This is a genomic window from Pseudomonas sp. PAGU 2196 (assembly GCF_022179005.1).
In the GTDB taxonomy this organism is placed as follows: domain Bacteria; phylum Pseudomonadota; class Gammaproteobacteria; order Pseudomonadales; family Pseudomonadaceae; genus Aquipseudomonas; species Aquipseudomonas kermanshahensis.
In genome coordinates, this window is record NZ_BNTL01000017.1 from 90775 (window position 1) to 103292 (window position 12518).

Genomic DNA, 12518 nt, shown 5'->3' on the forward strand with positions numbered 1-12518 from the left:
ATAACCAAGAGATAGCCCCGTGAGTGACTCAGATAGCTCGTCCGCGCCACTGGTTGACATAACGAAGCTTGCCGCATCCCTCAGCGTTTCGCTGATGATCGCGACTGGCAGCAGTTCCACTCCCCCAAAAATCTCATCCTGGCTCTCACTGGCGAGGTAGGCGAACTGTGCGAAATCTTCCAATGGATGAGCGATGCCGATTCGATCTCCGCCGCAACAGATCCCGAAATCGGCCAAGCCATCAAGGATGAGTTGGCAGACGTACTGATGTACCTAGTTCGCCTGAGCAGTGTACTCGGCATTGACCTCAACGAAGCCGTGACACAGAAACTCGCCTCGAATGGCCAGAAGTACCCCGTGGATAAAGCCAGAAGCAACGGCAAAAAGTACGACCGACTCTGACCAACACGCACCTAAGGACAACCCGTGATCGTTTACGCTGCGACCAAACAGCAATTTCTTAAAGACAACGATAACGATGACATTGAGGAGGTAATCCTCAGGCATTACAAGGACGCTACCGGCAAGAACGTAGGCTCCTCGGAAATCAGGTCGTGGCAAGGGTCCCTGACGTACATGGCCAAGGTCCTTAGAGATGAGGGCCTCCCGAGCGATGCAGGCCTGGCCATTGAATTGCACATTCCGCAGTCGTCGAAGCGAATCGACTTTCTACTCACCGGTCGCGACGAAAACCAGGCAAAAAAGGCCGTACTGATCGAGCTGAAGCAATGGAGCAAGGCCAACGCCACAACCAAAGACGCCATCGTCAAAACAACGTTGGGTGGCGGCCTCATTGAGACCATTCACCCGTCCTATCAGGTTTGGTCATATGCAGCGCTGTTGGAAGGCTTCAACGAGGCGGTGTATGACAAAAGCATCGAAATCCGTCCGTGTGCCTACCTTCATAACTATGTCAGCGACGGCATCATAGATTCGGCTCACTACGAGCCCCACATCAGCAAGGCGCCACTGTTCCTGAAAGGCCCGGAAGAGCTCAGTAAACTCCGAAGCTTCCTGAAAAAGCATATAACTCATGGCGACAACAAAGAGGTTCTTTACGAACTGTCCGAAGGAAAAATTCGCCCGTCCAAGGCGCTAGCCGAGGCCCTCGCGGGGTTGATGAAAGGCAAACCCGAGTTCGTATTGATTGACGATCAGAAAGCAATTTTTGAGTCGGCGCTGGCGGCGGCAAGCGAGGCCTCGGACCAAGCACCCAAGGTGATGATCATCGAAGGTGGGCCGGGCACCGGGAAAACTGTCCTGGCTATCAATCTGCTGGTGAAGCTCACCGAATTGAAGCTGATGAGCAAATACGTCTCCAAGAATGCTGCCCCTCGCAAGGTCTACGAAAGCAAACTGGTTGGCACCATCAAGCGCAGCCATTTCTCGAATTTCTTTTCAGGCTCTGGGGCATTCATCGACACTGAGCCCAACACATTCGATGCGCTCATCGTGGACGAAGCTCACCGACTGAATGAGAAAAGCGGGCTTTATGGAAACCTTGGGGAGAACCAGATCAAGGAGCTGATTGACTCAGCGAAATGCTCCATTTTCTTCATTGATGAGGACCAGCGTGTAACCTTGAGCGATATCGGCAGCAAGCAGGCGATTCGCGCCTTTGCGAAAGCCAAGGGTGCTGTGGTTGAAGAGCACGTGCTGTCTTCGCAGTTTCGCTGCAGTGGTTCTGACGGTTACCTGGCATGGTTGGATGACACGCTAGGCATTCGCTCGACGGCAAATCCTACGCTTGAGACCCAAGAGTACGAGTTTAAGGTGTTCGACTCACCTCAGGCGATGCATGACGCAATCAACGAGAAAAACCACGGGAACAAAGCTCGTGTGGTCGCGGGCTATTGCTGGCCTTGGTTGAGCAAGAAAGACCCCACCGCTGCTGATATCGTGATTGGTGACTACAAACGCCAATGGAATCTGGATCAGGATGGCAGCCTATGGATCATCGCTGAAAACTCCATTGAGCAGGTTGGCTGCATTCATACCTGCCAAGGTTTGGAAGTCGACTACATCGGGGTGATTATCGGACCAGATCTGGTCGTACGTGACGGTAAGGTCGTGACATCCCCAGATGAGCGCGACAGGCACGATAAATCGATTCGCGGCTGGAAAAAAATGATGAAAGAGCAACCTACCCTCGCGAAAAGTGAAACAGACCTGATCATCAAAAATACGTACCGGACCCTGATGACTCGCGGGATGAAGGGTTGCTACCTGTACTGCACCGACAAAGAGACTGCGCAGTACTTCGAGAGTCGGCTTAGCCAGCACGGTAATCATTGACGGTATCGTTGTCAGGAGCTCCTGTACGTGCGAGTGGGGACATCGTACGCACAGGGGCGACAATCAACAGCACGACCATTTGGCTGATAGATTTGGACCCAATTCGCTTTTGGGGGCGGCTCACGTAAGCACCGTCCATCGGAATCCAGACCACGCTGCGTTCCAACTGGTATTCCAAGCAAGTTGACCAATCAATTATTAATTAGACAAAACAGATAGATACCGACTCGTTTCAGATTACCCCGGCTCAAGAAAGATGTGACACGAGCCCCCACGACTCGCTTTTTCGCACCGTGTTTCCAGCCCTTTGTTCGCGCCGCTTCCTCCCGGTATCTAGCCCAGTGAACCTGCCACATCTCCCCAAAAAATCCACGCCCCCCTCACCTTTTTCATTGCACCCCGCAGCTATAAATCCTACCGTGCATGTCGTTTTTGGATATGGAGGCTAAGGATATGGCCCAACTCTTCCCCGCACTCAGTGCCTGCCGCTTCGACGCCCCAGGCGAAAAAAGACTCGCCGAACGACTCGAAAAAAAGCTCTCAGACGACTGGTTGTGCTGGTTCAACGTGCCAGTCGGGCCAAAAGGCCTGCAACCTGATTTCGTCCTCCTGCACCCCAAAATCGGGCTGCTAGTGCTTGAGGTCAAAGACTGGAAAATCACTTCGCTGATCTCGATGACGGCCAGCGATGTAAAAAAATACGATGACGGCCAGGAAAAAACCGTCATCAACCCGCTGGCCCAAGCCCGCAAAAATGCCTTTGAAACGGTCCAGGCATTGGAAAAAGACAGCGCCTTAACCCAAGGTGCTGGGGCTTACCGGCCTGGCAAACTCATCATGCCGTACAGCTGGGGGGTGGTCCTCACCGAGATCACTCGCAAAGAGTTCGATGCAAAGAAGCTCGGCGCAGCGATGGAAGGCACGCGGGTAATCTGCAAAGACGAAATGTACGAAACTGCAGACAGCACGGTATTCGAACAGCAGGTGTGCAAGATGCTCGTACATCAGTTCCCGGTGCACTTGCAGCCGGAGCAAATTGACCGAGTGCGCTACCACCTGTTTCCCGAGATTCGGTTAAACCCGGCACGTGCTCAGTTCGGGTTGTTCAGTGAACAAGATGCTCCCCTCCCCAGCCTGCTTAAGGTGATGGACCTTCAGCAAGAGCAGCTGGCACGTTCCATGGGCGATGGCCATCGGGTGATCCACGGTGTCGCCGGTAGCGGTAAAACCATGATCTTGGTCTATCGCTGCTTGTACCTAGCTCGCGTAGCTACCAAACCGGTTTTGGTCTTGTGCTTCAACAAAACGCTTGCCGCGCGTTTGAGCCAAGTACTGCAGCAGCACCGTCAGGACCACAAGGTAACGATCATGGGCTTCCATGCCTGGTGCCACGGTTTACTGACCAATGCAAAGCTAAGTCTTCCTGAAATGAAAGGGGCGAAGTTCGTTCAAGCATTGGAAGACGAAGTGCTTCGGCACATGGAAAGCGGCGCCCTAGCCCCAGAGCAATACGCCGCCATCCTCATTGACGAAGGGCACGACTTTAAACCCGAGTGGTTTCGCTTGGTCGTCCATCAGGTGGATCGCGAGCGTGAAGACCTGTTGGTACTGTATGACGACGCTCAAGCCATCTATCGCGGCAAGACGACGGGCACGGCAAAAATGGCGTTCAGCTTTGCCAGCGTAGGCATCAAGGCCGCTGGCCGGACCACGGTGCTGCGTACCAATTACCGCAACACCCTAGAAGTACTCTCGGTGGCCCATGCATTCTCCAAGGATCTGCTAAGCGCACGTGATGCCGAAGACGATCATGTACCGGTGCTTGCACCTCAAAGTGCGGGGCGTCGGGGTGAGATGCCACAGCTTTTAAGCTTCTCTCAGCCAGCACAAGAAGCACAGTGCCTGGCGATGAGGTTAAGGGCAGAACATGAAAACGGCAGAGCCTGGGAAGACATGGCGGTGATTTACCGACATACCAGTCAAGCCATCTGGGTTGAGGAGGCGCTAAAAGCGGCAGGTATTCCTTACACCAGTGCCAGGGTGATCTCTCAGCGTACAAAGCTCTATGCCGAAAACTCGGTAAAAGTCGTCAGCATGCATTCCAGCAAAGGGCTGGAGTTTGGTTTTGTGATGATCCCGCGCCTGCATGAAATGCCAGGAAAAGGTGAGGATGAGGCCGACGAGATGCGCTTGCTGTACGTGGCGATGACACGGGCAGTTGATCGCCTTGTGATGAGCCATCAAGGCCAGTCGGGGTTCACCGAGCGCCTTGGGGAGGCGGTGGCCCAGGTAAAAGCCAGCCTTTAGGCAGCTGCTTAAATCAGTACCACACTCACCATGCGTGAAGGAGCCAACGTAAGTGCCCGCCATACGGCGGGCACTTCACAATCCAGAAATCGCCTTACCAGCTATAACTCAACTTAGCCGTAACCTCCCGCCCCGGGTTGTAATAGTTCGCAGTCCCCGACCCCACCACATGCTGCTCATCAAACAGATTGCTCACATTCAGCGCAAGGTCGGTCCCCTTGGCAATCTTGTAATTCAAAGCCGCATCAAACAGCGTGGTGCCATCGCTTTTCTTGGTATTGGCCGCATCCATGTAATACCCGCCCACATACCGCGCCCCCAGCCCAACGCTCACGTCAGTATCAGGAATGCTGTAGTAGCTCCAAAGCGAGGCAGAATGCTTCGGCGCCGTAGTGAACTCTTTACCCTTCAGCGACGAGCCGTCATACAACGACCCACGCAGCACTTCAGACTCCATATACGAGTAAGCCCCGATCACGCTGATGTCTTGCGTCACCTGCGCCTTGGCTTCCAGGTCCAGGCCGCGCACGCGAGACTCACCCACCGTCTGCTGCTCGATAATGCCGCTCGGCAACACCACGGCAATGGTGACGTTCTCCTGCGTCAGGTCATAAACGGCTGCAGAGAACAACGCATCCATGCCCATGGGCGAATACTTCACGCCCACTTCGTACTGCCGGCCCGTTTGCGGGGTAACGCCAACCTGTGGCGGCGAAACGGATTCCACCATGCTCACATAGGTCGACACTTCATCGTTGACGATGTAGGTCAACGCACCGCGGTAAGAGGTTTCGGAGAAGCTGTCGTTTTCACTCGTGGCGCCGCCGATGTACTCCTTGCTAGACAGGTCCATGGAGTCGTTACGCACACCTGCGGTAGCGATGACGCGGTCGTAGAACGACAAGTTCTGCTGCAGGAAAACAGCCTTGGTCGTGGCGTCATTCTTTTTGCGGGTATACGGCGAGATATCGCCCGGCACGCCGGTGAAGATTGGGTTGGCGATATCGATGGAAGGCGCCAGGCCGTAGACGGAGCTTTGCTTGGTGGTCGAGTCGAGGTACTCCACGCCCACCAGGGTGCTGCTGTCGATGTGCTCGAACTGGGCATCGTATTGCAGCATCAAGTTGCCGTTGAGTTGGTCGGCATCGCTGTCGGTACCAAACACGTAGCGTGGGATCGTGGTGCCAACACGCGTAGGGCTGTCGCTCAGGTAGGCGTAGCCGAAGTCATCGCTCAGCTCGCTGTAACGCAGGTTGCTGCGCAGCACGAAGCCGTTGTCGAAGTCGTGGGTGATGTTGCCGCTGAGGCTGGTGCGTTCGACGTTGTGGAAGTTGTAGCTGGGCTCACCGTAAAAATCGCTGCGGTCGTATTCCTTGTCCAGCGGGTAGCCACCGCTGTTGGGCGAGCTGTCGGTTTTCAGGTAGTCCAGGATCACGGTGGCCGAGGTGTAGTCGGTCGGCGCCCAGGTCAGGCCACCCATCACGAAGCGGTTGTCGTCTTGCGAGTGGTCGTACTCGCGGTCGCTGTTCTGCATCTTGGCGGTGAAGCGGCCGGCGACGGTTTTTTCGTCGTTCAGCGCATCGCCAACATCGATGCCAGTCTCGGCATGGTCGTAGGAGCCGTAAGTGACGTAGCCCTGGCCGAACTGCTCGAAGCGGGGCTGTTTGGTCACGAAGTTGACCGAGCCACCGGGGTCGGCCGGGCCGAACAGGGTGGAGTTGGCGCCGCGCAAAATTTCGATGCGCTCGTAGGCGTAGGGGTCTTCGCGCACACCGCGCATCGAGCTCAAGGTTAGGCCGTCGCGGTAGGTGGTGGCCTGGAAGCCGCGGATCTGGAAGTAGTCGTTGCGGTCGTCCGAGCCGTAGAAGTCGCTAATGACGCCTGGGGTGTAGAGCAGGGCCTCTTCGGTGGTGCTGACGCTGCGCTGCTCCATTTCCTTGCGGGTAACCACCGACACCGACGCGGGCGTGTTGAGGATGCTGGTCGCGACTTTGCCACCCACCCACAGCTCTTTGGCGACCACCGAGTCGGCGTCGTCATCAGCATTGGCTTTGACCTTGGCATTGATGATGACGGGCGCCAGGCGATAGTCCTCGGTCGCGCCAAGTTCAAGCGGGCCGGCAGGCTTGGTTTGCGGAATGATCAGGTAGGCATTCGGGCCTTGCAGCTCTGGCTGCAACTCGGTCCCCTGCAACAGTGAGGACAGTGCTGCCGACGTCTCGAGCGTGCCTTGGACGCCTTGGGTCGTGCGGTTGCCGATGCTCTGCGCATCGTAAGACAGGCTGATGCCCGCCTGGCGCGCAAAGCGGTCGAGCGCCGGCGCCAGCGGGCCCCCCGGGATGTTCCACTGCTGCAGTTGGTTGTTGTGATCAGTGGCCAAGGGTTGCGCAAGCGACGGCAAGGCATAGCTGCTGACAACCAGCCCCAAGAAAGCGCCATGAAGGGCACGATTCAAGGGGTGGCGCTGTGGAACCGGGGTCGAACTCATTTTCTCGCTCCGTGGAGTGCTGGCAGACTGGCCTGTATTCCGGCCTTCTCTACAGGCCGAACGAGAATGAGAAAACACCTCATTTATTTTCAGGTTTCTGCGCAACACACGTCACACGCGCGCTATTGAGCCTCCCACACCGCCGTCCAGGCTTACCGTGCGCCCTATTCCTGCGTTGACTGTGCCCCGTCGTCGCGGTCATTCAACTTCAAAATGTGCGCTTTGATGGAAGTACCCGCCAAGCTGACGAACGTCATATAAAAGTCCTTACCCAGATGCAGCAATGGCGAGCCTTTCAAGGATTCGGCGGCAGCCTTTATTGCAAATACCCCGAACTGTTCCGAGATGATTTCGACGCTGCGCGCACGCTTGGAGGGCTCATCATAGGGCTTCTGATACCAAGTGGCGATTTGGTAGTCGACATCTTCTCGTTCAAACACCGCATACACATGGCTGACCAGGGCTATGCTGGTTTCGCGAATCAAGCCAGGGTCGACATTGTGTTGTTCAAGCAGCGCTTCGATGGGCTGGTTCATGACAAACAGCAGGTCTGCATTCGTATAACCTGGCATCGGAGGGAACACGCCGGGAGGCAGTTCGATGGTTGGGGCAGTTACGTCGTCATTGTGCATGTGAAGCTCCTTCTTCAGTCTGAATTGGCGCGCAGTCAATGACATTTGCCAATTGAATTAGTTGCGCGTCAAGAAGAAACAATCGCATTGCGCCCGCGGCCTCATCACTAGCCTTCAGTTAAACGTGCATCCTGCAGGGCCGGCAGGGGTCGGCTCAGTAACACGCCGACCAGCACCGCGAACAGCAGCGCCGCCACGCCTGCCACGTGCAACACGGCTTCAAACCCTCCGATGAAGGCCTGGCGGGCCAACGGCGCCACTGCCTCACGCAGGCCAGGGTCCAGCACGGCTAAAGCCGCCTGCAGGTCGCCCGCGGCAACGCGCGTGGCCATCGTGGCAACCTCGCCCAAATGCGCGGGCGCCACGGCGGCCATGGCCTCGTGCAGCAGTTGGCCGCTACGGGCCGCCAGCACGCCGCCGAGCACACCGATGGCCAGCACGATCGCGCCGAAGCGCGTGGTGGTGCTCAGCCCCGAGGCCATGCCGGTACGCTCACGGGGCACGCAGGCCATGATGTTTTTCTGCGTGTCGCCATTGAGCAGCCCTGCCCCCGCGCCCAGCACCACGCTGGCCAGGGCAAAAGCGCTGTAGCCGCCGTAGCCAGCGGCCCAGGCACACAGCAGGTTGCCCGCGCCCACCAGCAACAGGCCAAGGGCGAACACCTGGGCCGGGCTCAGGTGAGTGGCCAGGCGCATGCCAAGGCGGGGTGTCAGCAGCATGGCCACGGCGAACGGCAGCATCCCCGCCCCCGCCGCCAGGGCCGACAGTTGCAGGCCGTTTTGCAGGTAGAGCGGCAGCAAGGTCATCATCACCTGGGCACAGGCCGCATAGCCAAACATGCCCAACAGGGCACCCACGAAACGCCCGCTGCGCATCAGCCGCAGGTCGATCATCGGCCGTGTCTGGCTGCGTTCGACCATGATGAACAGGCCGAACAGGAATGCGCTGATCAGCAGCCGCGCCAGGGTCTGGGCGCTGCCCCAACCGGCTTGGTTGGCGTCAATCATTGCCCAGATCAGGTAGCCCAGGCTGCCTGCGAAGGTCAGGCTACCCCAAGGGTCGAGGCGTGCTGCGGCGCTGTCGTGGGACGGCTCGACGCTGCGCAGTACCATCACGGCCAGCACCGCCACCAATGGCAGGTTGATGTAGAAGATCCAACGCCAGCCCAGCGTGCTGGCGATCACCCCGCCGAGCAGCGGCGCGAAGGTGATGGTGGCGCCCATGCAGGCACCCCAGAAGGCCCAGGCGCGCAGGCGTTCCTGGGGTTCATGGAAGCGGTGGCCGATGGCGGCGAGTGCCGAGGTCAGCAACATGGCGGCGCCGATGCCCTTGGCCGCTCTGGCCAGGTTGAGGAACATTAAGCTGGGGGCTGCGCCGCAGGCCAGCGAGGCGATGCCGAACACGGCCAGGCCGATCAGCAGCAGGCGGCGTCGGCCAAAGCGGTCGGCCAGGCTGCCCGCTGGCAGTAGGCAGGCGGCGAAGGCCAGCAGGTAGGCGCTGACCACCCATTCGATATCGGCGAACGCGCCGGACAGGTCGCGCGCGATGCTGGGCAGGCTGACGGCGACGATGTTGGTGTCGAGAATGATCAGGGCGCAGACCAGTGAGGCGGTGAGCAGGGTGAAGCGCGGGGAAGCGGGCGTGGGCATGGCAAGGCTCCGAAGGCGGGCTGGATCTTTGGGGCCGCTGCGCGCCCCTTCGCAGCACAAGGCTGCTCCTACAGGTGCAGCGCATGCCTTGGGTGCTGCGCTGTACCTGTAGGAGCAGCCTTGTGCTGCGAAGGGGCGCGCAGCGGCCCCGGCAATATCACTCACAGCACCGATACCTTTGCCGCCATGGCACCAGCCTTGTAGTGTTGTCTTCACCCTAACGCCATCAGCCCCACGGCTTGTTAGCCGCAGTGGCCCGCGTCATTAGCTTGCAGGTAACACCGCATGGAAATCCGCCATTTCCGCTACTTCCTCTGCGTCGCCCAGCACGGCCATTTCACCCGTGCCGCAGAACAGTTGGGCATCGCTCCGCCTACCCTCAGCCGGCAGATCCAGGACATGGAACGCGAGCTGGGCGTGCGCCTGTTCGAGCGTAGCCAACGCGAGGTGAACCTCACCGCTGCAGGCCAGGCGTTGCTGATCGAAGCCGAACAGGCCGTACGCCAGTTCGATGCCGCACAACTGGGCGCGCAGCGTGCAGGGCGCGGCGAAAGCGGGCGTATCGAAATGGGCTATGTGGCCTCTGCCGCGTATTCGGGCATGCTGCAGCGGCAGGTGACCGGCTTTAGCGAAAGCCACCCAGACGTACGCCTGAACATCCGCGAGCTGCCCATGGTGGAGTTGCCTGGACAGGTACGCGATGGCCTGCTCGACCTCGCCTACGTGCGCTCGCCGATGGAGCTGCCGGAAGAACTGGAAGCCATCGCCCTGCACCAGGAAGGTTTCGTTCTCGCCCTGCCTGCCAACTCGCGGATCAATGAGTTGCCACAGATCCCGGCATCCCGCCTGGCCAATGAGACCTTCATCCTCCCCGAGCAGATTTCCGGCACGCTCGAAGTCTCGGCACAAGGTGGTTTCGTGCCACGGCTCGGCCCGCAACCTGGGAGCCTGGTCGCGGTCATCACCTTGGTTTCGTTGGGCCAGGGCATCGCCGTGGTACCGGAGTCGGTCGTGCAGCGCATCAGCCTGGCGCAGGTGAATTACCGGCGTATCGCCGATTGCCAGGCCAGCTCATGGCTGAGCCTGGTTCATCGGCGTTTCGAAAAGGCACCTGCGGTGATCAGGTACATCGAGATGATGCGCTGATCCCCCGCAGTAAAAGTCTCACCCCATCGCCTGTATTGGGGCCGCAGAGCGGCCCCGGCATTCTTAAGTGAACAGGGGTGAGACTTTTGGCTTGGACGATTAAGCCGATCCCCTCACCGACCGCGCCGCCACTGCCTGCGTATGCCCCCGCGATGTGACTATCCCCAGGAAGGAAATCACGATCGCCAGGCCCAGTGTCGAGCTCACTTCCACCCGGTGCTCAGGCGTATACATCATCACCGCCAGCGCCGCGGCGATGAAGATGATCACCGCCCAGGTCAGCCATGGGAACAGCCACATGCGGAACTTCAGTTCGGCGTTCTCGCGCTCCAGGCGGCGGCGCATGCGCAGCTGGGAGATGGCGATGACCATGTACACCAGCAAGGCGATGGCGCCCGAGCTGGCCAGCAGGAACTCGAACACGCCTTTGGGCGCGAAGTAGTTGAGGATGGCGATGGCCGCGCCGATCAGGGTGCTGCCAAATACCGCCGAGCGCGGCACGCCGACCTTGGAGGTCTTGTTGAGGAAGGCCGGTGCGTCACCGCGCTTGGCCAGCGAATACATCATCCGCGAGGCAATGTAGATCGACGAGTTCATGCAGCTGGTAACAGCCACCAGCACCACCAGGTCGACCATGAAGGCTGCGTTGGGGATGTTCATGATCTCCAGCGCACGCTGGTAGGAGCCCACCACCGCCAATTGCGGATCGTTCCAAGGCACCACTGAGATGATCACGAAGATCGACAGGATGTAGAAGGTGCTGATCCGCCAGATCACCGAGCGGGTGGCCTTGGCGATGTTGCGGGACGGGTCGCTGGACTCGGAGGCGGCGATGGTCACGGCCTCGGTACCGATGAAGCTGAACATCACGGTGATGAAGGCACCGATGACGGCAGACCAGCCCTTGGGCGCGAAACCGCCGTGCTCGGCGACCAAGGTGCTCAAACCGCTGACTTCACGGTTTGGCAGCCAACCCATCAAGGCCGCGAAGCCCAGGCCGATGAAGCCAAGGATGGCGGTGACCTTGAGAATCGCGAACCAGAACTCGAACTCACCGTACTTGGCCACGCTGAACAGGTTGGTACCTGCCAACAGCAGCACCGAGGCCAGTGCGAAGATCCAGCTGTCCACCTGCGGGAACCAGGCGTTCAGTACATGCCCCGCCGCCAGTGCCTCGATGGGGATGACCAACACCCAGAACCACCAGTACAACCAGCCAATGGTGTAGCCAGCCCAGCGGCCAATGGCCTGGTCGGCGTAGGTGGAGAAGGACCCGGTATCAGGGTGCGCGACGGCCATTTCGCCGAGCATGCGCATGACCAGCACCACCAGGGTGCCGGCCACGAAGTAAGAAATTAGGGTGGCTGGCCCGGCCGCGGCAATCGCGTGCCCGGAGCCTACGAATAGTCCTGCACCGATGATGCCCGCGATGGACAGCATCGTTACATGACGTGGCTTGAAACCTTGTGCAAGGTTGCCATCAGATCCCACGGTGTTCATTGATCTTGTTCTCTTTTTGCTGACACAAGGAAGGACGGGGGCAGGCGTAGGCGAACATTATCTCCTAGAGAGTCCATCGGAATGACACATCACTCACGCGCTGTTGTTGGCCTTTTGCACGCATTCAGAGCAACGCACCAGCAGAATTCGAGGTCCATTTAAGCCCCGTAAGGCGTAGGAAAATTACACGAGAACGTCCCGCAGGTGTGCGATCACGACAACGCTTTTCCATTCCCGCCAGATGTCGCGATTGGCATGTCCAAACGCGCCATCGGGCCGTCTGAAGCTATCGTTTTTCATTTGGGTGTGCATCGCCCTGCAACGCTTGCTGCATCGTCAGGGCTTGGATTAATGCACTGTAGGAGCAGCCTTGTGCTGCGAAGAGGCCGGTGAACACAGCAGAGATTCACTGTGTGTTCACCGGCCTCTTCGCAGCACAAGGCTGCTCCTACAGGGAGGGTGTGTTGGGCGCTTGGGCAGCGCTAGAAAGGGCTCAGCGCA

The 12518-nt window shown here is 58.7% G+C and carries 7 protein-coding genes and 1 pseudogene; 4 read left to right on the top strand and 4 right to left on the bottom strand.

Annotated elements, in window-relative coordinates:
- Positions 1-19: 19 nt before the first annotated feature.
- From MFF34_RS16740 to MFF34_RS16750, 3 genes and pseudogenes are all read left to right on the top strand, one after another.
- A pseudogene (locus MFF34_RS16740) lies at positions 20-402 on the top strand (nucleotide pyrophosphohydrolase).
- Between the two features lie 24 nt (positions 403-426).
- Entirely contained in the window at positions 427-2295 is a 1869-nt protein-coding gene (locus MFF34_RS16745) for a DUF2075 domain-containing protein (protein ID WP_238215352.1), read from the top strand.
- A 453-nt stretch (positions 2296-2748) separates the two neighbouring features.
- Positions 2749-4602 carry a 3'-5' exonuclease gene (locus MFF34_RS16750; RefSeq protein WP_238215354.1) on the top strand — a complete coding sequence of 618 codons (1854 nt, stop codon included), beginning with the start codon at positions 2749-2751 and terminating at the stop codon, positions 4600-4602.
- Positions 4603-4696: 94 nt separating this feature from the next.
- On the opposite strand, the gene MFF34_RS16755 is transcribed toward MFF34_RS16750, so the two are convergent.
- The 3 genes from MFF34_RS16755 to MFF34_RS16765 form a co-directional block, all read right to left on the bottom strand.
- Positions 4697-7090, bottom strand: coding sequence for a TonB-dependent siderophore receptor (locus tag MFF34_RS16755; RefSeq protein ID WP_238215356.1), 2394 nt, complete (start codon positions 7088-7090; stop codon positions 4697-4699).
- Between the two features lie 164 nt (positions 7091-7254).
- Positions 7255-7722, bottom strand: a complete 468-nt coding sequence (locus MFF34_RS16760; protein ID WP_238215358.1) for a hypothetical protein — start codon at positions 7720-7722, stop codon at positions 7255-7257.
- 107 nt (positions 7723-7829) lie between these two features.
- On the bottom strand, positions 7830-9371 hold the full coding sequence (locus MFF34_RS16765; protein WP_238215360.1) for an MFS transporter: 1542 nt from the start codon (positions 9369-9371) through the stop codon (positions 7830-7832).
- A 285-nt stretch (positions 9372-9656) separates the two neighbouring features.
- On the opposite strand from MFF34_RS16765, the gene MFF34_RS16770 reads away from it, so the two are divergent.
- On the top strand, positions 9657-10517 hold the full coding sequence (locus tag MFF34_RS16770; protein ID WP_238215362.1) for a LysR family transcriptional regulator: 861 nt from the start codon (positions 9657-9659) through the stop codon (positions 10515-10517).
- Positions 10518-10616: 99 nt separating this feature from the next.
- Here MFF34_RS16770 and gabP read toward each other — a convergent pair whose 3' ends face one another.
- A complete protein-coding gene (gabP, locus tag MFF34_RS16775) occupies positions 10617-12017 on the bottom strand; it encodes a GABA permease (protein ID WP_027595068.1) in 1401 nt (466 codons plus the stop codon).
- Positions 12018-12518: the final 501 nt, after the last annotated feature.

Bases quoted from the DNA above. Each gene is read 5' to 3' on its own strand.
- MFF34_RS16750 (WP_238215354.1), top strand. From the start codon at position 2,749: ATGGCCCAACTCTTCCCCGCACTCAGTGCCTGCCGCTTCGACGCCCCA.
- MFF34_RS16765 (WP_238215360.1), bottom strand. From the start codon at position 9,371: ATGCCCACGCCCGCTTCCCCGCGCTTCACCCTGCTCACCGCCTCACTG.
- gabP (WP_027595068.1), bottom strand. From the start codon at position 12,017: ATGAACACCGTGGGATCTGATGGCAACCTTGCACAAGGTTTCAAGCCA.
- MFF34_RS16760 (WP_238215358.1), bottom strand. From the start codon at position 7,722: ATGCACAATGACGACGTAACTGCCCCAACCATCGAACTGCCTCCCGGC.
- MFF34_RS16770 (WP_238215362.1), top strand. From the start codon at position 9,657: ATGGAAATCCGCCATTTCCGCTACTTCCTCTGCGTCGCCCAGCACGGC.
- MFF34_RS16755 (WP_238215356.1), bottom strand. From the start codon at position 7,090: ATGAGTTCGACCCCGGTTCCACAGCGCCACCCCTTGAATCGTGCCCTT.